16 protein-coding genes and 3 pseudogenes are annotated in these 21,944 nt (G+C 44.4%); 11 read left to right on the top strand and 8 right to left on the bottom strand.

The genetic code is table 11. The features are described 5' to 3' along the window. The first annotated feature begins 10 nt into the window (after positions 1 to 10). The 3 genes and pseudogenes from torA to P7F88_RS20715 all read left to right on the top strand — a co-directional run. Positions 11 to 2,475 (top strand): annotated as a pseudogene (gene torA / locus P7F88_RS20725) (trimethylamine-N-oxide reductase TorA). A 153-nt stretch (positions 2,476 to 2,628) separates the two neighbouring features. Continuing rightward, positions 2,629 to 3,534 (top strand): manganese-dependent inorganic pyrophosphatase, encoded by a 906-nt coding sequence (locus P7F88_RS20720; protein WP_277827863.1) that lies wholly within the window; start codon positions 2,629 to 2,631, stop codon positions 3,532 to 3,534. Between the two features lie 377 nt (positions 3,535 to 3,911). Next, positions 3,912 to 4,283: pseudogene (locus tag P7F88_RS20715) on the top strand (DUF2750 domain-containing protein); the annotation flags it as partial. Positions 4,284 to 4,337: 54 nt separating this feature from the next. Here P7F88_RS20715 and P7F88_RS20710 read toward each other — a convergent pair. The 6 genes from P7F88_RS20710 to pspF form a co-directional block, all read right to left on the bottom strand. Continuing rightward, entirely contained in the window at positions 4,338 to 5,126 is a 789-nt protein-coding gene (locus P7F88_RS20710) for a peptide ABC transporter ATP-binding protein (RefSeq protein WP_277827861.1), read from the bottom strand. Then, the gene (locus P7F88_RS20705) at positions 5,123 to 6,118 is read right to left on the bottom strand and encodes a peptide ABC transporter ATP-binding protein (protein WP_277827859.1); all 996 of its coding nucleotides are present in this window, start codon (positions 6,116 to 6,118) and stop codon (positions 5,123 to 5,125) included. Before P7F88_RS20705 ends, P7F88_RS20710 begins: the two co-directional genes overlap by 4 nt. Beyond that, positions 6,084 to 7,004 (bottom strand): ABC transporter permease subunit, encoded by a 921-nt coding sequence (locus tag P7F88_RS20700; protein WP_277827858.1) that lies wholly within the window; start codon positions 7,002 to 7,004, stop codon positions 6,084 to 6,086. The genes P7F88_RS20705 and P7F88_RS20700 overlap by 35 nt, the downstream gene beginning before the upstream one ends. Beyond that, positions 6,991 to 7,953, bottom strand: a complete 963-nt coding sequence (locus P7F88_RS20695; protein ID WP_277827857.1) for an ABC transporter permease — start codon at positions 7,951 to 7,953, stop codon at positions 6,991 to 6,993. Before P7F88_RS20695 ends, P7F88_RS20700 begins: the two co-directional genes overlap by 14 nt. Positions 7,954 to 7,958: 5 nt before the next feature. After that, the gene (locus P7F88_RS20690; protein ID WP_277827856.1) at positions 7,959 to 9,572 is read right to left on the bottom strand and encodes an ABC transporter substrate-binding protein; all 1,614 of its coding nucleotides are present in this window, start codon (positions 9,570 to 9,572) and stop codon (positions 7,959 to 7,961) included. A gap of 159 nt (positions 9,573 to 9,731) precedes the next feature. Then, positions 9,732 to 10,763 carry a phage shock protein operon transcriptional activator gene (gene pspF / locus P7F88_RS20685; protein WP_277827855.1) on the bottom strand — a complete coding sequence of 344 codons (1,032 nt, stop codon included), beginning with the start codon at positions 10,761 to 10,763 and terminating at the stop codon, positions 9,732 to 9,734. Between the two features lie 213 nt (positions 10,764 to 10,976). On the opposite strand from pspF, the gene pspA reads away from it, so the two are divergent. Genes pspA through pspC form a run of 3 tightly spaced genes read left to right on the top strand, consistent with a single transcriptional unit; the run spans position 10,977 to position 12,273 of the window. Next, positions 10,977 to 11,645, top strand: a complete 669-nt coding sequence (gene pspA, locus P7F88_RS20680; protein WP_277827854.1) for a phage shock protein PspA — start codon at positions 10,977 to 10,979, stop codon at positions 11,643 to 11,645. A 12-nt stretch (positions 11,646 to 11,657) separates the two neighbouring features. Beyond that, a complete protein-coding gene (gene pspB / locus P7F88_RS20675) occupies positions 11,658 to 11,891 on the top strand; it encodes an envelope stress response membrane protein PspB (protein WP_277827853.1) in 234 nt (77 codons plus the stop codon). Then, the gene (gene pspC / locus P7F88_RS20670; protein WP_277827852.1) at positions 11,884 to 12,273 is read left to right on the top strand and encodes an envelope stress response membrane protein PspC; all 390 of its coding nucleotides are present in this window, start codon (positions 11,884 to 11,886) and stop codon (positions 12,271 to 12,273) included. The genes pspB and pspC overlap by 8 nt, the downstream gene beginning before the upstream one ends. Before the next feature lie 111 nt (positions 12,274 to 12,384). Here pspC and P7F88_RS20665 read toward each other — a convergent pair whose 3' ends face one another. Together P7F88_RS20665 and cls are read right to left on the bottom strand one after the other, a co-directional pair. Then, complete coding sequence (locus P7F88_RS20665; protein ID WP_277827851.1) at positions 12,385 to 13,575, bottom strand: cystathionine beta-lyase; 1,191 nt, start codon at positions 13,573 to 13,575, stop codon at positions 12,385 to 12,387. A gap of 106 nt (positions 13,576 to 13,681) precedes the next feature. After that, a pseudogene (gene cls, locus P7F88_RS20660) lies at positions 13,682 to 15,135 on the bottom strand (cardiolipin synthase). Between the two features lie 443 nt (positions 15,136 to 15,578). Here cls and P7F88_RS20655 point away from each other — a divergent pair. From P7F88_RS20655 to pepT, 5 genes are all read left to right on the top strand, one after another. After that, the gene (locus tag P7F88_RS20655) at positions 15,579 to 17,012 is read left to right on the top strand and encodes a sodium-dependent transporter (RefSeq protein ID WP_277827850.1); all 1,434 of its coding nucleotides are present in this window, start codon (positions 15,579 to 15,581) and stop codon (positions 17,010 to 17,012) included. A 323-nt stretch (positions 17,013 to 17,335) separates the two neighbouring features. Then, complete coding sequence (locus tag P7F88_RS20650) at positions 17,336 to 18,961, top strand: methyl-accepting chemotaxis protein (RefSeq protein ID WP_277827849.1); 1,626 nt, start codon at positions 17,336 to 17,338, stop codon at positions 18,959 to 18,961. Between the two features lie 53 nt (positions 18,962 to 19,014). Beyond that, on the top strand, positions 19,015 to 19,704 hold the full coding sequence (locus P7F88_RS20645; protein ID WP_277827848.1) for a TIGR01621 family pseudouridine synthase: 690 nt from the start codon (positions 19,015 to 19,017) through the stop codon (positions 19,702 to 19,704). A gap of 23 nt (positions 19,705 to 19,727) precedes the next feature. Then, complete coding sequence (locus P7F88_RS20640) at positions 19,728 to 20,663, top strand: class I SAM-dependent methyltransferase (protein WP_277827847.1); 936 nt, start codon at positions 19,728 to 19,730, stop codon at positions 20,661 to 20,663. A gap of 40 nt (positions 20,664 to 20,703) precedes the next feature. Beyond that, the gene (gene pepT, locus P7F88_RS20635) at positions 20,704 to 21,936 is read left to right on the top strand and encodes a peptidase T (RefSeq protein WP_277827846.1); all 1,233 of its coding nucleotides are present in this window, start codon (positions 20,704 to 20,706) and stop codon (positions 21,934 to 21,936) included. The last annotated feature ends 8 nt before the right edge of the window (positions 21,937 to 21,944 follow it).

Below are 21,944 nucleotides of genomic sequence, written 5' to 3'. Positions count from 1 at the left end.
GAGTATCACAATGACAATTACACGCAGACGCTTTTTAAAAGGCGCAGCCGCTACCAGTGCTGTATCTGTAATTGGTCCGAGTATGCTTATCTCTGCATCTGCTAAAGCCGCAGACGGTAAAGGTACCTGGAAAACATCTGGCTCTCACTGGGGCGCATTCCGCGCTCACGTGGTAGATGGAAAAGTAAACGAGATTAAACCACTTGAGTTGGATAAATACCCGACAGAAATGATCAATGGTATCAAGGGTATTCTATACAGCCCATCTCGTGTTCGTTACCCAATGGTTCGTCTGGACTGGAAGAAAAAGCACAAATACGCAGCAGACACGCGCGGTAACAACCGTTTTGTACGTGTAAGCTGGGACGAAGCTTTAGATCTTTTCTATCAGGAACTAGAGCGAGTTCAAAAAGAGTACGGTCCTTGGGCATTGCACGCAGGTCAGACTGGCTGGCGTCAAACTGGCCAGGTTCACTCTGCTGGTAACCACATGCAGCGCGCTGTTGCGATGCACGGTAACTTCATCAAGAAAGTGGGCGACTACTCTACAGGTGCTGGTCAGCACATTTTGCCTTACGTTCTGGGTTCAACAGAAGTATATGCTCAGGGTACCTCTTGGTCTGAGATCCTTGGTAACAGTAAGAACATCGTTCTTTGGGCAAACGACCCGGTTAAAAACCTTCAGGTTGGTTGGGCTACGGAAACTCACGAATCATACGAATACCTTGATCAGCTAAAAGAAAAAGTTGCTAAAGGTGAAATCAACGTAATTTCTGTTGACCCTGTTAAGAACAAGACTCAGCGCTTCCTGAACAACGATCACATGTACATCAACCCACAAACTGACGTGGCGATGATGCTTGCGGTTGCACACACGCTTTACACCGAAGAGCTATACGATTCAGATTTCGTAGACACATACTGTCTGGGCTTTGAAGAGTTCATCGCTTACGTTAACGGTGAAACCAAAGATAAAGTAGTGAAAACTCCAGAGTGGGCTGCGGAAATCTGTGGTATCAGCGCTGACAAGATCCGTGAATTTGCTCGTATGCTGGTTAACGGTCGTACTCAGCTTCTATTCGGCTGGTGTATCCAACGTCAGGAGCACGGTGAACAACCATACTGGATGGGTGCGGTACTTGCTGCAATGATTGGTCAGGTTGGTCTGCCAGGCGGTGGTGTTTCTTACGCTCACCACTACAGCTCTGTTGGTGTTCCTTCAACTGGTTTTGCTAGCCCGGGTTCATTCCCTCGTAACCCTGATCAGGGTACTAAGCCTAAGTGGGACAACAGCGACTTTAACGGTCACAGCAAGGTTATTCCGGTAGCGCGCTGGGTAGACTGTCTGCTAGAACCAGGCAAAGAGATCAACTACAACGGTAACAAGGTTAACCTACCTGGTTACAAGATGATGGTTATCTCTGGTTGTAACCCATGGCACCACCACCAGGATCGCAACAGAATGAAGACTGCATTTAAGAACCTTCAGACTGTTGTAACTATCGATTTCACATGGACTGCAAGCTGCCGCTTCTCAGACATCGTTCTTCCTGCATGTACTCAGTGGGAGCGTAACGATATCGACGGTTACGGTTCTTACTCGAAGCGCGGCATGATCGCGATGCACAAGCTGGTTGACCCACTATTTGAATCACGCAGTGACTTTGACATCATGACTGACCTGACTAAGCGCTTCGGTCGTGATAAAGAGTACCTCGTGGTATGGACGAGATGGGCTGGGTTAAGCACCTTTACGCAGAATGTGCGAAGAAGAATGCGGGCAAGTTTGACATGCCATCGTTTGACGAGTTCTGGGAACAAGGTTACTTCGATGCAGGTAAAGGCCAACCTTGGGTTCGCCACGCAGCATTCCGTGAAGATCCAGAAACTGATGCACTGGGTACGCCTTCAGGCTTCCTTGAAATCTCTAGCCGTAAGATTGGTAAGTACGGTTACGAGCACTGTCAGGAACACCCAATGTGGTTCGAAAAATCTGAGCGTTCACACGGCGGTCCGGGTTCTAAGAAACACCCATTCTGGATGCAGTCTTGCCACCCTGACAAGCGTCTGCACTCTCAGATGTGTGATTCGGAAGAGTTCCGTGCAACATACGCAGTACAAGGTCGTGAGCCTGTTTACATGAACCCTGCTGACGCGAAAGCGAAGGGCATTAAAGATGGCGACCTGGTTCGTGTATTCAATGACCGTGGTCAGCTACTGGCAGGTGCGGTTCTGGATGCAGGTTACGCGCCGGGTGTAATTCGTATCGAAGAAGGTGCATGGTACGGTCCTCTGAGCGAAAAAGAGGGCGCTATCGATACTTACGGCGATCCAAACACACTGACTCAGGACATCCCTGCATCTGAGCTTTCTCAGGCAACATCTGCAAACACATGTCTTGTAGATTTTGAGAAGTTCACTGGCGAAGTTCCACCAGTGACAGCATTTGGCGGTCCAATGATTGTTGAAGCGTAATAATCGTATTTAGCACAAAGGTTCAAGCCGGTCAGAAGTGACCGGCTTTTTTTGTGCTTTCTCACCTGAAGGTCATGACAAATCTGATTTTTCATGTAAAGTATTCAGCAATTGTGAGTATCCCCAAAAATAACACTTGAGATAGGAAGAAACATGATTCAAGTAGTCGGCCATAAAAACCCGGATAGCGATAGTATTTGTAGTGCACTAGTAGCAACTGAGCTGCTTAAAGCACGTGGTCTGGAAGCAAAAGCAGTTCGTCAGGGCGAGCTTAACCGCGAAACTCAGTACATTCTTGAGCAAGCTGGTGTTGAAGCACCAGAAATGTGCACAGGCGTTGCTGGAGAGAAAATCTGGCTGGTAGACTATTCAGACGTTGCTCAGGCACCGGATGATGTTAAAGAAGCGGAAATTCTGGGTATTGTTGACCACCACCGTCTTGGTGATGTGATGACTGTAAACCCGCTGGAAGCGTGGATCTGGCCTGTTGGCTGTACTTGTACTATTCTTTTCAATCTACTGAAGATGGAAGAAGTGGAAATTACTAAGCCACTTGCAACTCTTATGATGTCTGCAATTCTTTCTGACACGGTAGGTTTTGCTTCTCCAACTTGTACTCAGAAAGATAAAGACGCAGTAGAAGAGCTGGCTAAGTTTGCTGAAGTTGCCGATCTGGATGCGTTTATTAAGAACCTTCTGATTGCTAAGACTGATATCGAAGGTCTATCTGCTGCCGAGCTTGTAGAAAAAGATCTTAAAGCATACCCATTCAACGAGCGTAACGTTGTTGTTGGTCAGGTTGAGCTTGCGACACTGGAGCAGGTTGATGGCATGATTGATGCGCTTGAAGCGGATCTTCAGCGTCGTTGTGATGAAGAAGGTTTAGCATTTGCTGCAGTAATGCTTACTGATATCACTTCAGCAACAACTCGCCTTCTATACAAGGGTGAGTGGGCAGCGAAGCTGGTTAAGCATGAAAAAGATGGCATGCTAATGATGGAAAATACGCTAAGCCGTAAGAAGCAAGGTTGGCCTTGGCTTCAGGGCGAGTTGGCGTAATTCGCTTTCCATAATACGAATAGAAAGGCGAGGGTGTTTACCTTCGCCTTTTGTTTTTTGATAGTTTGTCGTACTAAATGAGTTATGGAATTCCTGCGTAAAAACGCCGCAAGTACATCCCTGTAGGCTCCGGTTTTTCGTCCATGAAAAACAGGTTTTACTCCGGAACACCACAACTCATTTTCAAGCTACCAGGGTAATATAAATTATTGGTTCCAGTTCATTTGTTGGCAAAGTGAATGCGATGGAACAAACATACAAGGGCATGGACGCCCTTGTTTAAGCGTACATGGAAGTCTTGAGCGGTTTGTGGAATCGGGTTTACTTTGCTTACTCCACTGCCAAAGTTGCGAATAAGATAATCAGAGGCTAGTAACATGGCTGATAAACTTCAACAATCCCGCATTGATGAAATCAATAAAATGGATCTGGAGCAACGCTTTAGATACTGCATTAAAGAGATAGTAGCAAATCGTGAAGTCTGGATTCTGAAGGACGAGCATGGCTGTGTAATGCTCAACACAGAAGACGACGATTGTGTGCCAGTCTGGCCCAACGAAGAGTTTGCCAAAGAGTGGGCAACAGGAGATTGGGAAGAGTGCGAACCGGAATCTATCTCTCTCAACAAATGGCACAGCCGCTGGACAGTTGGACTAGAAGACGATGAACTGTCAGTAGCCGTTTTCCCTAATGCAAACGAAGAAGGGGTGATTCTGTTCCCGGATGAGTTTGATTTTGAGCTAAAAAAAGCAAGCGAACAAAACACGCTAAGAAAAATAGAAAGCTGGCTCTCGCCAGCTTTGTTAACACTTCCTATGATTTGGCGCTGTGTGGAAATGACTTTCCACAAGACGTTGAGTGATATTGTGTTTCGGGCAGGTCAGAACCTGGTCAGTTTCACCGTACTCAACCACTTCTCCTTCATGCATCACCATTACCTTGTCCGTAATATGTTTGATAATGCCTAGATGCTGCGAAACATAAACAAAGGATACTCCCATCTCTTCCTGAAGCTCCAGAAATAGGTTAATAATCTGAGAGCGCATGGCCATATCCAGACCGTTGAGCGCTTCGTCCGCCACAATAATAGATGGTTGTAGCACCAGTGCTCTAGCAAGACAGACACGCTGTTTTTGTCCTGCTGCCAACATTTGCGGGTAGAAGTACGCGTGTTCCGGAAGTAAACCTACTCTGGTAAGCGTTTCTTTCACACGAGCCATTCTCGCTTCAGGAGGCATATTAGTATTTCGCTTAAGTGGCCCCTCCAGGATTCGACCAATCTGAATTCGTGGATTGAGCGAAGTGTTTGGATCGCGGAATATCATGCGGATGAGTTTACAACGGGTGGAATAATCTTTGTGCTCCAGCCTTTCACCATTCACTCGAATCTCACCACTGGTCGGTTCAACAACACCAGCCAACATTTTAGCGATGGTGGATTTACCGGAGCCGTTTTGTCCGATAAAACCGATAGTTTGTCCAGCTTCCAGTGAAAAGCTTACCGGTTTGACGGCTTCTTTAATTTCCTTTCTGAAAAAAGAACGGTTGATAAAAACCTTGGAGAGATCTTCAACTTCTAATAATGCACTCATTGATGCTTCTCCGTATTCAGAGGGAAATGACAAGCAAATTTATGTCCTTTGATCTTCTTACTATAAGGATATTCTACACATTGGCGTTGTGCATATGGGCAACGAGGCCCAAGTCGGCAGCCTATAGGCAAGTGCTGAAGAGGGGGTATGGAGCCGGGCAACGACTGCAACTTCTGTTTGTGAGGTATCCAGTCACCAAAGTCCGGCATCGCTTTTAGCAGTGCGATGGTGTAAGGATGTTTTGGTGAATTCAGGATTTGCTCCGTAGAGGCGGATTCAACCGATTGTCCACAATACATTACGGTAATACGTTTTGCCCACTGGGTAATGGTCGTTAAGTCGTGACCGATCAGAAGAATCGTGGTGTTGTTCACCTGATTCATCCTGCTCAACAACCTGAGTATCTGAGACTGGGTAATCGGATCCAGATCGTTAGTCGGTTCATCTGCGATAAGAATTTTTGGCTTGGCTGCAATCGCCATCGCAATCATCACCTTTTGACACTCACCATCAGTGAGTTCGTAAGGGTAGGATTTCATGATTCTTTTGTGGTCTTTGATACCGACTTTATGAAGCAGGGCAATGGCCTGTTTACGACGCCATTTTAAACGCTCCCACCAACGTCCTTCGAAAGACTTGGATGGGATGGATTCGGCAAGCTGGCTTCCTACGGCCTCGGATGGGTCAAGACAGGTTTGCGGCTCCTGAAAGATCATCGCAATATCTTTAGCGATCACTTGTCGGCGCTCTTTAGGGCTGAGCTGAAGAAGATCCACATCACCGAGACGCATTCGGTCTGCGGTTATACGCCAATTATCCTTACAGATACCAACAATGGCTTTAGCTACCAGGCTTTTTCCAGAGCCTGATTCACCTACTAAACCACGAATATCACCTTCCTGAATAGTCAGGCTCATTCGGTCTACCGCTTTTACCAGTCCGTGGGGAGTTTCTATCTCAATAGTCAGGTGACGGAAATCTAATAACGGCATATTCTACTCCCGCATTCAGGGCCTGGCGTACACCATCACCGACAAGGTTTACGGTGACAACAGTAAACATAATAACTAAACCAGGCAAGGTAACAGTCCACGGTGCCAGGTAAATTAATTCAACAGAATCCCCGAGTATGGCTCCCCACTCGGTGCTTGGTGCTTGTGCTCCAAGGCCGAGGAATCCAAGTGCTGTGATGTCCAAAATTGCAATAGTCAGTGCCATAGTCAGTTCCGCTGCGATAACAGGCAGAATATTTGGGAATATTGAGTTCCACAAAAGATAGAAGTTGTTAGCACCATCGAGTCTGGCTGCCATGATATAATCTTTATCTACTTCTGCATGAACGGCAGTGTAGAGTGTTCGGATAAACCTTGGTATTAACGCGAGGCAAATCGCGAGCAAAATATTGAACTCACCAAATCCAAGAAAGGCGACAAAGATAATTGCCAGAAGCAAGGACGGGATTGACATTACGGTATCAAAAAGGTGATTCAGAGTACTGGATAAAAGGCCTTTAGTCATTCCTGCCAAAATACCAATCGCGCACCCTGCCAGGGCTGCGACGAAAGTGATAATCACAGCGGCACCAAAGGTTAACCGGGAGCCCTCGATTATTCTGGATAGAATATCCCTGCCCAGATCATCGGTGCCAAGAAAGTATTCAACAGTACCCTCTGAATTCCAGGATGGCGGCACTAATAAGTTACCCGTTTGCAACTGGGGATCGTGCGGAGTTATCCAGGGGGATACCAATGTGACGAGAATGATTCCAAGCAAGCACCATAACCCGAACATCGCAAGGCTATTATTGCGATAACTACGCCAGAAGCGCTCGAACTGAGTAGGTACATGCTCTTCCTGATAAATACTATCTGTTAGCATACCACTCTTTCCTTACTAACGGGTTGGCCATTGTTCCGACAAGGTCAGACAGAATATTGGCAGTTAGAACAACAGATGCGACAACAATGACACCAGCCTGAATAGACGCATAATCCTGATTGGCGAGTGCATCTATCAACCAGCGACCAATACCGGGCCAGTTAAAAATCGATTCAGTAATGATGGCGAAGGTAAACATACTAGACAGCTGAACCCCAAATTTAGGGACGATAGGAGGAAGCGCGTTTCTTAGCACATGCTCCATGATGATTTCGTACTTAGACAGACCTTTGATTCTGGCAACACGAATATAGTTCGCTGCCATAACTTCAGTCACCGAGGCGCGCATTAAGCGAATAACCTGAGTTGTCGGCCCAAGTGCTAATACAAGGCAGGGAAGAATTAGGTGTTCTAGGACACTCTCCAGAGCTAGTGCTTTATGCGGCTTATTGGAAAGCATGGCATCAATAATGGCAAATCCGGTAACGTGGTCTATCTCATAGAGCAGGTTGTAGCGTCCTGATACCGGCAAGATCTCAAGATTCAATGAGAAAAACATTATCATTAGCAGCGCAACCCAAAATATAGGCGCAGAATAGCCAGACATTGAAACAAAAGAGATAATATTGTCGACCATTTTCCCCTGTCGCATACCCGCAAGGGTACCTAAAGGGATACCTATCAGAAGAGCAAAGGTAAAAGCAAAAAAGCAGAGCTCTAAAGTAGCAGGAAAGACAGCAACTAACTCTTCTATAATTGGCGTTCCATGTTTGGTCATTCCGAAGTTAAGCTGAACAATTTGCTCTACATACTGTGTCCAACCGTTAAAAAAGCTTATAGAGGCAAACGGAGAACTCGGGTCGAGGCGCAAAATACTAAAACCGACCATTGTAAGAATGATCAGAGTAATAACAAAAAGGTTCAGGCGTCGAATCGTATATCGGAACATTGTCGTTATTGCCTCTCTACCTTATAAAATGCCTGAGAACTGAATGGGCTAATGTCAAAGCCAGTCAGTGATTTATGATGAGCCTGAAACTGAACACCGTGTGCCAGAGGAATAACAGGCACAGCTTCAGTCATAATTGCCTGCGCTTCACGATAAAGGTTGAGTCTGTGTCGTGAATGATTAGTTTCTCTTGCCAGATCCAGAAGAAAGTCAAAATCAGGGTTGCACCACATTGAAACATTTAACCCTGCCCGTTCCGCATTACAAGAAAGCAACGGTCTGAGGAAATTGTCAGGATCGCCGGTACTTGCAATCCAACCTGTGAGTATCAGGTCAATATTAGTGATCTTTGTTAGTTCGGTTCTGTCGAAGCGGTCGCTTGTCAAAAGCTCCAGTTTTACTCCAATATCAGCGAAAGCGGCCTGGATCAACTCAGCGGTTTTTCGTGGACTAGGATTATAGGGTTGAGGCTCCAGTGGTACCCACATGGATAATTCTAAACCAGTTTGGTAACCCGCTTCATTTAACAACGCGAGCGCATAGTTGCGGTCATATCTGACACGAGTATCTTTTGTGTAAGCCCAGGAAGATGGCGGGAGCAGCGTATAAGCTTGTGACCCTGTACCGTAGTAAACAGAATCTAATATGTTTTTACGATTGATAGAAAGACTAAGTGCTTTTCGCACGCGAGCATCATTTAGAGCGGGGTGCTCAGTATTAATTGCCACAAACGCAACATTCATCGCTTCTTTTGCTTCAAGGACGAGATCATCATGGTCTCGTATGATTGGAATTTGACTAGAAAGAGGAGCGGTTAGAACATCGCACTCTTGTCTTAACAGCTTAGCTAGTGGGCCAGTTCCTCTTGCAGAAATATCAAACACAATCTGCTTCATTTTTGGTGTTCCACGCCAATGATTATCGTGGCGTTTTAGCCTTACTAAGTCTCCGACCTTATATTCAGAAAGATAAAATGGGCCTGTACCAACAGGTTCCACATCTATCTTACTTAATTGGTGCTGCTGTTCCAGTTGACGGGCATACTCCAAAGAATGAATAACAGCAAAGGATGTCGCAATGTTTGGCAAGAAAGTGTTGTCGGAACGATTGAGAGTAAACTTAACGGTGTGATCATCTAGTGCTGTCACTGATTTTATTAAATCAGCAAATCCGATACTGCTAAACCACGGGTAGCCAGTAGGACTAACATCATGAAAAACGTTAGCTTTATCGATGACTCGGCTAAAACTAAAGACGACATCATCTGCATTCATTGCACGGCTAGGGGTAAACCAATCTGTAGACTGGAATTGAACGCCATCTCTTAGCTTAAATGTAAACTCGGTCGCATCTTCGTTACTTTCCCAGCTTTCAGCAAGGTTTGCTTCTGGTTTGTGAGTCTTAGGATTGAGCCTTAATAATGAATCGAAAATTTGCTGGCTCAATACTTCGGATGTAATGCCGCTATCTACTAGCTGAGGATTGAACGACGTTGGTGCCGTTTGGCCACAAAAAACAAAGCCATCTTGACGGACTTCATCGTTGTCAAATTCTCTGTTGCACCCAACTAGGGCGCTGAAGCTACAGATATAGCAGATAACTTTAGCAATTGCTTTCATAGAAAGAGTTGTCTTGATTAGCTTTATCGCTTAAACGCGATATTTTTTTGATCCGCATAATTTACCATTTTTATCTTTATAGACCAAACATATATACTCAAGTCGTTGCAAGATGCATTTTCAGCGATAATTAGTAACCATGTATAATAATAGCTTGTCTTACTCGTTACTGTTTTCAGCCGATGGACCAACGAGGTTGTATTTTCTCAACATTCCCCTTAGCTGGTGGTAGCTTAATCCCAGTAACTCTGCGGCAACTTTTTGGTTGTGCTTTGCTTTTTCCAGTACGGCGTTAAGTAGCTCTATGTCTAGATTCTCTTGCCATTGTTTGTAATTGAGAGGGAAGTCAAATTCGTTGACTGATAACTCTGCTGAATCGTGCTCCAGAGTATTTTGGGTGTGAGCGTCTGTCGACGGTTGCCACTGAGACACAAAAGGATTTAAAACCAGTTCCTGGATTGGAAGCTCTGAGTTGCCATTCTGATAAACAGCTCTTTCAATCACATTTTTCAGCTCCCTGACGTTTCCGGGCCATTGATAGTCCATTAATTGAGAGTATGCATTGTCATTAAAACCTGTAAACAGAGGCAGTTTTAACTCGCGGCACATTTTTATGGCGTAATGTTCGGCAAGTAACGGTATATCTTCTTTGCGCGCCCTTAACGGTGGGATATGTATAACGTCAAAGGCTAACCTATCTAACAGATCCGGGCGAAACTTCTCTTGCGAAACTTGCTTTTGGATGTCTGCATTAGTTGCACATATTAGCCTTACATTAGACTGTAAAGTGCGGTTGCCACCGACGCGTTCATACTCACCATATTCAATGACTCTTAATAGCTTTTCCTGTACTGAAAGAGGCGCAGTAGCCAGCTCGTCGAGAAATAGTGTACCGTTCTCGGCTCTTTCGAATCGTCCCTGATGTTTACCCTTAGAGCCGGTAAAAGAGCCCGATTCATGGCCAAACAACTCAGAATCAATTAATCCTTCGCTCAATGCGGAGCAGTTCAGAGAGACAAGGGGCTGGTCCCAGCGTTTTGATAGGTAGTGAAGCCTTTGCGCGATAAGCTCTTTGCCCGTTCCTCGCTCCCCTAAAATCAAGACAGGTCTTTCAATAGGCGCGAGTTTAGATACCTTGTCCAAAACAGCTAAGAAAGGGGCTGATTCTCCAATTAACGGTTGTTCTTTCATGAGCGACCTTTGATGTGGTTAAATTTACCAACTGTTGGTTATATTTATCGTAGCATGTTTGGCTAAAAGTACACGGCTTTTGTAACTTCATGAAAAGTAAATAATTAAAAGTTGGCACATAACTTGGAATAAAGGTGTAGATGAAATGTAAAAGTCGCTCCATCAACCCGAGCGCTATGTATAAAGTTAAGTGATCAACTAAGGAGCCAAATTATGGGCATTTTCTCTCGTTTCGCTGACATCGTAAATTCAAATATTAGTGCGCTACTAGATAAGGCTGAAGATCCGGAAAAAATGATTCGTCTGATCCTTCAGGAGATGGAAGATACATTGGTTGAGGTTAGAACCAACTCAGCAAAGGCAATGGCGGATAAAAAAGAGCTGGCTCGCAGAGTTGATGCGATGGAAGTACAAATTCTTGAATGGCAGCAAAAAGCGACCTTAGCGTTAACTAAAGAGCGTGAAGACTTGGCTCGTGCTGCTTTGATTGAAAAACAAAAGCTTCAGGATATTGTAAAAGGTCTGCATACTGAGCAGACGCTGGTGGAAGAGACTATCGATAAACTGACCGGTGAAATTACTAAGTTAGAAGCTAAAATCAATGAAACCCGTGCCAAACAACAGGCGTTGGTGATCAGAAGAGAGGCGGCGGGTAGTCGCCGTGATGTGCAAAAAACACTTCATACAAGCAGAACGGACGAAGCAATGTCTAAGTTCGAACAGTATGAGAGACGAATCGATGAGTTAGAAGCAGAAGCAGACAGTTACGCTCTATCAGGCCAGGGTAAGTCACTTGACCAAGAATTTGCAGAATTGCAGGCTCAGGACGAAATTGAGCAGGAACTTGCGAAGCTTAAAGAACAGATGAACAAAGATAAATAATAGGAGTGAATTATGACAACAGCCCTTATTACGGGTCCATTGGTTGTATTTCTTATATTCGTGGCACCATTGTGGTTGTTTCTTCACTACCGAAGCAAGAGAACGTCAGCTAGCGGACTATCACAGGAAGATTATGAGAAGTTGGAAGCGCTAACCGTTAAAGCTGAATCTTTGCAAAAACGAGTGAACTCTCTGGAACGTATTTTGGATTCGGAGACGCCTAACTGGAGGCAACACTATGAATAACAGGCAGCTATATCGGGACCCGGTAAACGGCAAACTAATGGGTGTATGCGCTGGTATTGCTAATTATTTGGGAGCTGAAATCTGGCTTATTCGTATATTAGTTGTCTCGGCTGCGCTTCTTGGAGGTAGTTTTCTGGTGGTGTTGGCTTATGTTGCTTTTACGCTGATGCTAGAGAAGCAACCTTATGAATATCAAGAGACGGTGAAGTCACAAAGAGATCATAAGCTAAAAAGTAAGGCATGGCAGGCTGGACAACCAGCGTCTAAATTACTCGAGAATATCGAAACAGAGCTATCTCAGGTAGATAGTAAAGTCAGAAAGCTAGAAGCCTACGTTACATCTGATGCTTATAAGGTAAACCGAGAGTTTAGTAAGCTTTAACTGCTCGAGTAGATAAATAAAAGCTGGCAGCATATTACTGCCAGCTTTTTCTATTGGAGGCCAACGACCTTCCACTAGCCGCACGCCAGCAAAGGTAGGAAGCTAGCTGCATTAATTGCTTAAAGCCGCATTGTATCTTGCAAAACCTTGTTCCAAATCTGCAATCAGATCATCCACATTTTCTAGTCCGATATGTACTCGGATCAGCGTACCTGTAAAATTAGGGTTGGCTATTGTGCGCAGGCTGTTAAAAGAGCTGGGCTCGTTAGCCAGAATCAGGCTTTCAAAACCACCCCAGGAATAACCCATACTAAAGTGTTTCATACCATCAAGAAGCTCAGTTGTCGCTTTTGAGTCGCTGGTTTTCAATACAAATGAGAATAGGCCATTTCCACCCGTAAAGTCTCTTTTGTAGAACTCATGACCAGGGCATGTTTCTAGTGCGGGGTGCCTTACGTGATCCACTTCCGGTCTTTGCGCTAACCAGTTCGCTACTTTCAGGCTATTTTCTTCATGTTGGCGAAGTCTTACGTCCAACGTTCGGATTCCTCGTAGTCCAAGATAAGCGTCATCCGGAGAAACGCACTGGCCCATAAGGTAACTCTGTTCGCGTAACTGATCCCAATACCTTTCAAGCGTGACGGCGGTTCCAAGCATCACATCAGAATGTCCAACAATATACTTGGTGGCAGCCTGGATTGAGATATCAACGCCGTGCTCAAATGGGGAGAAATTCACACCTGCCGCCCAGGTGTTGTCTAGCATTACAACGATATCAGACTCGTGCGCAATCTTTGCCAGCGTGGGAACATCCTGAACTTCCATGGTGATAGAGCCGGGAGATTCTAGGAAAAGTACCGTGGTGTTTGGCTTGATCAGATCGCGAATCCCTTCACCAATAAGTGGATCGTAGTATGTGGTCTCGACACCCATCTTCTTTAGTATGACTTCACAGAAGTCTCTGGTTGGTTCGTAACAGGTATCCACCATCAGGATGTGATCTCCTGTTTTCACAAAGGACAGAATGGCGTTGGAAATAGCGGCAGTACCACACGGATAGAGTGCACAGCCAACACCGCCTTCAATTTCGTTCATTGCCTCTTGAAATGCGAAGTGGGTGTTTGTTCCTCTTCTACCATAGAATAGGGCTTTATTGGTTCTGTTTTTTGCAGCTTCGTTCTTTTCAGCAACGGTTTCAAATACAACTGTAGAAGCTCTTTGTACTGGTGGATTTACCACACCATTGGTCCATTTTTTATCCCGACCGGCGGTGACAAACTTGGTTTCTTTTTTATCGGTCATTTTTATCCCTGAATTACCGTTGAATATACCGAGATAAAAACACGAAGGGAGATGTTACGCAAGAGCGTAACGGCATTATATATAACGTGAATAAAGTATAAGGGAGTTATAGAAGAGGGCTAAATAGATAAAACGCTCTTTCAAAGAAGCGGTAATACATCTTTCTTCCGCTCCACTGTTCGCGAGTAATTTGAGTGGAGGAAGCAATATAATCCAACTGCAATTTATGTACGTTTTTAGTGAATTCCTGGCTATCGACGGCAAGTGTAAGCTCAAAGTTGAGCCATAAACTCCGCATATCCAGGTTTACTGTGCCAATCAGGCAGTACTTCTCATCCACTACAACGGATTTTGTATGGAGCAGGCCACCTTCAAACTCGAATATACGTATACCAGCTTCCAGCAACTCGTCGTAAAACGCTCGTGATGCCCACTGCACCATTAAAGAGTCATTTTTCTTTGGGATAATAATGTCTACCTGGACACCGCGTTGTGCGGTCATTTTAAGTTCTTCTAACAGTTCATCACTCGGAACAAAGTAAGGTGTAGTAATTTTTAGAGAGTGTGTAGCCTGGTTAATGGCCAATGTCAGAACCTGTTGAATAAGGTGTTCAGGCATTCCTGGGCCTGAAGGTACAACTTGAATAGGCAGTGGTGACTCAGCGGGCGCTATCATACATTCAGGCTGAGTGGGTAGGATTCGTTCTCCGGTCTCAACTTCCCAATCCCATGCGTGGATCGCGGAAAGGATATTAACGGTAGGGCCGCTGATTCGAATCATTACGTCTATCCATTGCCCAACACCCGCATCCTGTTTAAAAAACGAAGGGTCAACGAGGTTCATCGAACCTGTATAGGCTATCTCATCATCAATAACCACGATTTTTCTATGTTGTCGCAAGTCTAGTCTGCGTAGAAATACACGCCAGGGACTTACACCAAGAGCCTGCTTAACAACGACACCAGATGATTCGAACATCTCTACCCAGTGGCTTCTGAAGAAGCGGTGACTACCTGCAGAGTCAAGCAATAACTGTACTTTTACTCCGCGTTTTGCTGCTCTGACAAGGGCTGAACCAACAGCATCTGCCAGGCCACCTGTGTGCCAGATATAGAACACCATGCGTATGTGAGATTTTGCATTTTCAATATCATAGACCAGATCCCTCAGTATATGTTGAGGGGAATCTTTCAATGAGAGTTCGTTGCCACAGAGGGCAGGGATCCCCATTCGGTTAGTGCAAAGGTCATCGATTTTTTTATCTGAGGAGTCATTAGTTGAGGTAAATGAGCATTGCAATCCTTTAACCGGGAGAACCACTCATCGTAGGGGGCATACATGGTTTTGGCTCGCTCTGCTCTTTTTCGGCCAAGGTTCAGCTCACCAAAAAGGAAATAACAGATCACACCAAAGATAGGGATGATATAGATGATCATCAACCAGGCGAGTGAAACACTCACCGCTCTTCTTTTTAGTACTACACGAATTGTGACGCCCGCTACCAGCACCCAGTAGCCGATCAAACTGACGATTGTTAGTACTTGATAAAACTTTTCCATTATTCCCTGAATTCAAGGCCTTGCGATACTTTGATAATAATATGATTTGAGAAAATTGTCCGTTGTTATTTCTAGTCAATATCAAAAATATGGAATGAATAATCAGAAGTGTTTGGTGTCCATTATTGCGTTGGAGATGGTATTAAAATTCGGAATTGTTGAGTAAATAGTCAAAAGACGAATCTGTTTGTAAAGTCTACGTATGCAGTTCGAAAACGCTACATTGATCAAAAAAAAGAATTAAAGCAGGATAATACAAGATTTGGGGGGAATTTAGACTTTTGGGGCTTCCAATTTTACTGACAAACTGGTTTACTTGCCAGCTTTCGGATGTCACGCGTTTTTTAGCGACTGTAAGATATAATTTAAGTACTGTATAAAAAATCTTACACACACAATTTTTGACGTCCTTTGCATTAACACAACATTTTTCTGGAGAGGTCGTGGATACTAATACTACAACCACAAAAACCCGTGATACATGGGGCTCGAAACTAGGTTTCGTTTTAGCTGCTGCTGGTTCTGCGGTAGGTCTGGGCAATATATGGAAGTTTCCATACACAGCAGGTGAAGGCGGAGGCGGTGCTTTCGTATTAATTTACCTTCTGTTTGTTGTCTTTATTGGATTCAGTGTAATGCTGACAGAGTTTGCAATTGGTCGAAAAACAGGTCTTTCGGCAGTTGGCTCATTCAAATCAACCGATCGTCGCTGGTCGTTCGTTGGTGTGATGGGTGTACTGAGTGGCTTGCTGATCATGGGCTTCTACCCAGTTGTTGGTGGCTGGGCGCTGGCTTATGTTCAAAAAGTAGCAACAGGGTTGCTGAGTACCCCTGAAAGCATTGGTGATAGCTTTGGTGCTTTCATCTCTAATCCTATCCAGCCTCTGATCTGGATGGGTATCTATATGGTATTGAACATTCTGGTTGTTGCTAAAGGTATCTCTGGTGGTATAGAGAAGGCTGGTAAGATCCTGATGCCACTTCTTTTCGCTATCCTAATTACAGTTGCAATCAAAGGATTGACTCTACCTGGTGCGTCTGCAGGTTTGGAGTTCCTGTTTAAACCTGATTTTTCTAAGGTAGACAGTAGTGTTGTTCTTTCCGCTCTTGGTCAGGCATTCTTCTCACTAAGTCTTGGTATGGGCTGTATGATTACATACGGTAGTTACCTGAAGAAGAAAGAAAATCTGGTTCAGACAACCGCTATGGTTACTGCAATGGATACCGGCGTGGCAATTCTGGCTGGTGTTGCAATGTTCCCGGCAATGTTTGCATTTGGTATGGCGCCATCTGCTGGCCCTGGACTTGTGTTCGTTGTTGTTCCGCAACTGTTTGCGGAAATGGGCGGCATGATCGGTCTGCTGCTTGCACTACTGTTCTTTATCGGCTTAAGTGTTGCTGCGCTAACATCTTCGGTTTCCCTGTTAGAAGTTGTTGTGTCTTACCTAATTGATGAGAAAGGTATGAGACGACCAGCAGCGGTAATTCTGGCAAGTATTGTCATGGCTACTCTATGTATCTTCTCTTCACTTTCACTAGGTGGTGTTGGGCCAACGCTGTTTGATACTGGTGCATTTGATATCTTTGATCTGCTAACAGATAAAATCTTCCTGGCAGTTGGCGGTATGCTTATCTGTATTTTTGCGGGCTGGCGTCTGAATCGTGAAGACCTAAAGAAAGAACTTACCAATGATGGTGAAATATCTTTCCCACTATTTGGTCTATGGTACGGTCTTGTTAAATACGTGATTCCATTCGCGGTTGCTATTGTAGCGTTCTCAGGTATCAAAGCCGGGTTCGACAGTGGCAAAGGTGAAATTATGTTGATGGGTATCGCTATAATCGCCTTTGCTGGATTGCTATCGAAAAAACTATAGTTGATAGAGTAATTCTACTCACTCCAAGCGGGAGCCACACAGTTGGCTCCCGTTTTTATTTGTGTCTGTTTTTCCCTTGGCTATCCCAAACGTTCGTGTGACTAAATGGTCAGGTAATACCAGTAATTGCGAGACAGATATTAGTAATTCAAAAAACAGTCATCGAACGTTGTGCGACAATGGTTTTTTCTTTTCATGTGTACCATGCTTAAGAACGTAGTGTCACTTTGTATAACGAATGTATTAGTAAAGCAGAATCTATGCTCGAGCATATAGCCGTTGAAGTACTATGGTTATAATTAATTAGGGAAGGGAGAATAGCGATGAAACTGACTGTTAGACAGAAGCTAACATTTTCATTTGGCGCTATTATTGCGTTAATGATCATCACCGGAGTAGTGATTTGGAGTCAGCTGAATACAGCACATAAGATAGAAAATGAAGTACGAAATGACGATGTCCCGGGTGTAAAACTATATTTGATACTTATCGATGAGGCTGGGGATGTATACAAAAATACGCTTGAAGTCCTATCAGGAAAGCCAAACGCCTCTTCTGATTTTAGCGATAATAAAGCAGAATTTTTTGATGCCTTGAGCCAGCTTGAACCATTAGAAAGCACAAAAGAGACAGACAGGGCGAACATGAGGCTTATTCGCCAATATATGAATGATTTTGTGTCTGGTGTGGAATCGACCATTATTCCCGGTTTCAAAGGTATCGAAAACGTTGAGAACCAGAAAAAACTCTTTGCGTACCTTGATAAACTCATGACAGAAACCTTGGTTCCCCTAGAAGACCTATTAGACAAACTTTCGGCGGAAGAGAACTCTGACGCTACTATAGCGCTACAAACACTAGCGGACTCGTTTACTACAATGGAGCGGGTGATGATCGCTGTTACGGTGATCGCGACCTTAATTGCAGTCGTGATTGGTTACTTGTTGTCAAACTCAATTACAGGCCGTGTTGCTACTCTTAGAGATATGTTTGTGAAAATTTCTGAAGGGGATTTGACCTCTCAGGAACTAAAAGACAATAGCGGTGATGAACTCAGTGAGTTAGCGCAAGCGGTTAATCGTATGCAGCACTCCTTGAGAGATCTTATCGAATCTATTTCCCAGGTAGGTCAGGAAGTGAAACTGGTTTCTTCTGATCTATCAGAAGTAAGCAGCGAAGTCGTCGCTGGCGCTAATGAACAGGCAAATAAAGCTAACCTTATCGCTACTGCATCGGAAGAGCTGACACTGACGATTGCAGAGGTGGCACAACAGAGTAATTCTGCATCGGACATGTCGGTTGAATCCGGAGAAGCGGCGCAGAATGGTCAACATGTCATGAACGAGATGGTTTCCAGCATCGAACAGGTTTCCTCTCATATGCAGTCTATGTCTCAGCAAATGGGTGAGCTTGGTAAACATGGTGAAGAGATCGGCAGTGTTATCAAGGTAATCGAAGATATAGCTGAGCAAACAAACCTATTGGCATTGAATGCGGCAATTGAGGCTGCTCGTGCTGGTGAATATGGCCGTGGTTTTGCGGTGGTTGCGGATGAAGTAAGGGCGCTTGCTGAAAGAACCACTAATGCAACTAAGGAAGTGGCGGTTATCATTTCTGCTATTCAGACAGGTACCCACGAAGCGGTACAGGCGACCGATGAAAGTAGCCAGCTAGTCGCGCTTGGGGTATCCCATAGCGATAGTGCTAACGGAGCTCTAGAGCAAATCGTATCGAGTGCTAATCATGTTAAAGATATGATCCACACTATTGCTACTGCTACCGAAGAGCAAACCGCGGTGACAAAAGAAATTGCATCAGATATCACCGTGATTAACGATATATCCGATCAGTCTCTGCAATTAATCTCCCGAAGTTCTCAAAGTGTACAGTCTCTTGAACAGAAGGTGACAGAACTCGAGAGTTTATTAAGCCGCTTTAGAATAAGTTAACCTGTTATCTTCCAAAAGAACGTATATACTTGGCGCCTGAACAGGAGCCAAGTATGTTCGACATTATTTACTCACATCCCGATTTTATCATTATCAATAAGCACCCAAACATCAGTGTGCATAAGGATGATGGTGAAACCATGCTAATTGAAGAGGTTGCGAAGGCAACGAATGATGAAAAACTTTATCTGGTTCATCGATTGGATAAAATGACATCAGGGTTGCTAATACTCGCACGCTCTCATCAGGCAGCCAGTTCCCTTTCTCAACTTTTTGCAGAGCGCAAGATAGAAAAATTTTATCTGGCAATCGGAAGCAAAAAACCGAAAAAGAAACAGGGCTTGATTTCAGGAGATATGGAGAAATCCAGACGCTCTGCATGGAAACTGGCTAACACAAAAAACAACCCTGCTACCACTCAGTTTTTTTCTCAAGCTGGTTCACCAGGTGAACGCCTTTTCTTGTGTAAGCCACGAACTGGTAAAACACACCAGATTCGTGTCGCTTTGAAATCAATAGGCTCACCTATATGTGGTGATCCAATTTACAATCCATCGGATAAAGCTGATAGAGGTTATTTACACGCTTACGCGTTGAGGTTCTGTTACCTCGAAGAACCGTTTTCAATAGTCTGTAATCCGGCTGACTACTCTGTATTCGGTGAAAAGTGGTCCAATGAAAATGTAAAGTCCGCAATGTCGAACTGGCAAAGCCCGTGGACACTCGACTGGCCCTCTATCTAACAATAAATAACTGAACAACGAATATGATACATACCGAACTTCCCACCTTTTTTTCACATATTGAATCAGAGTTAAATTTGGTTCCGGATGAAGTCCGCCGGCTATTTCACGGCAGGGGACAACGATGGCAAGGGTTGGAACAACTAACTTGTGATTGGTTGCAGGGACAGTTAGTTGTAAGTCTTTTTAAAGAAGTTGACGATGCTTTTCTTTCAGCTTTGAAAGCCGGTCTTCTGGTGATGAGTGAAAGTGACGTTTGGAACAGCCGTAAAGGTCGGTCAATTTTACTACAGTACCGATATCAGAATGGTGCTCCGGCCGAGCTAATCTATGGTGAATTAGACAACATGCCAGTGGTTATTGAATCAGGGCTTAAGTATCAACTGGATTTGGGTAAGAACCAAAATTCGGGTCTTTTTCTGGATATGCGCTTTGGCAGGAACTGGGTTCAGCAAAACGCCTCTGGTAAAAAAGTACTTAATCTATTTGCCTATACCTGTGGTTTTTCTGTAGCCGCGATCGAAGGTGGGGCAGAGCAGGTTGTGAACGTCGATATGGCGCGATCGTCATTGAGCAAAGGGCGTGATAATCATCGTTTAAATCAACATGACCTCTCCAAAGTGAGTTTCCTCGGTCATGATATTTTTAAATCCTGGGGTAAGATCAAAAAGCCAGGGCCATACGACATTATCGTCATTGATCCACCGTCGTTTCAAAAAGGTAGCTTTGCACTAACCAAAGATTATAAGAAGATCTTAAGGCGATTGCCGGAGCTGCTATCTGAAAGCGGTTTGGTTCTGGCTTGCGTGAACTCTCCGTCCGTATCATCAACATTCCTGATAGAGTCGATGAAAGAGGAAGCTCCTGAGTTTACTTTTTCTCACCGCCTTGATAATCCGCCAGAGTTTGAGGATGTAGACAAAGAAGCCAGCTTAAAGGCTCTGGTCTTTAGTCGTTAGTAGTGAAAACCAATAAAAATAACTAAGAGAAAACAAAATAATGAACAATGTAGTCAACAGATTCTTAAAATACGTAACGTTTGATACCCAGTCTGATGCCGAAAACAGTGCATGCCCGAGCTCTCAGGGGCAGCTTGTTCTGGCTCAGGAGTTAGAAGCTGAAATGAAAGCACTGGGGTTGTCGGATGTGAATTTGGATCAGAATGGTTATCTCACAGCAAAACTACCGTCGAATATCAACGAGCAAGTTCCTGCAATTGGCTTTGTTGCCCATATGGACACTGCTCCAGATGAATCAGGAAAGAACGTAAAACCTCAATTGATTGAAAACTATCAAGGGCAAGATATCGCCCTTGGTACTAGTGGTGAGGTGCTTTCAACATCACAATATCCGGATATGAAAAAGCTTATCGGACACGATCTTATCACCACTGATGGAACAACATTGCTAGGTGCGGATAACAAAGCGGGTATAGCGGAAATCCTGACTGCTATTGAATATCTAATAGAAAATCCAGAAATTCCGCATGGTGATATCTGTATTGGCTTTACTCCAGATGAAGAGATTGGTCGTGGTGCCGACCTTTTTGATGTAGAGAAATTTGGTGCAGAGTGGGCTTACACCATCGATGGTGGGCCAGTAGGTGAGCTTGAGTATGAAAACTTTAATGCCAGTAGCGCAAAAGTAACCTGTCGAGGTGTTAGCGTTCATCCTGGTACAGCCAAGAATAAGCTAGTTAACTCGATGAACATCGCGGCTCAGTTTCAGCTATCTATGCCAGCGGAGGAAACTCCGGAGTGCACCGAAGGTTATGAAGGCTTTTATCATCTGACCTCAATCAAGTCAGGTATTGCGGCAACTGAGCTTCACTATATTATCCGTGATTTTGAGAGTGATGGATTAGCCAATCGTAAATCCTTTATGGAAAACAAAGTTGCTGAGTTAAACCATCAGCTCAAGAAAGGCAGTGTGGAGATTGAGATCAGCGATAGCTACTCAAATATGAAAGAGATGGTGACGCCACACCCACACATTATCGAACTGGCTAAGCAATCGATGCTTGATTGTGATGTTATTGCAGACATTAAACCGATTCGTGGCGGGACAGATGGTGCAAGGCTATCGTTTATGGGGCTGCCATGTCCGAACATTTTTACCGGCGGTTATAACTTCCATGGTATTCATGAGTTCATTACCGTTCAGGGAATGAACAAAGCCGTAGAGGTGATTGTAAAATTGGCTGAGAACACGGCAAATCAATTGCGTAAGTAATACAAGCT

This window comes from Vibrio hannami (assembly GCF_029589055.1).
GTDB lineage: Bacteria > Pseudomonadota > Gammaproteobacteria > Enterobacterales > Vibrionaceae > Vibrio > Vibrio hannami.
The sequence above is the reverse complement of the archived record's forward strand: the minus strand, read 5'-3'. Positions and strand labels throughout refer to the sequence as shown.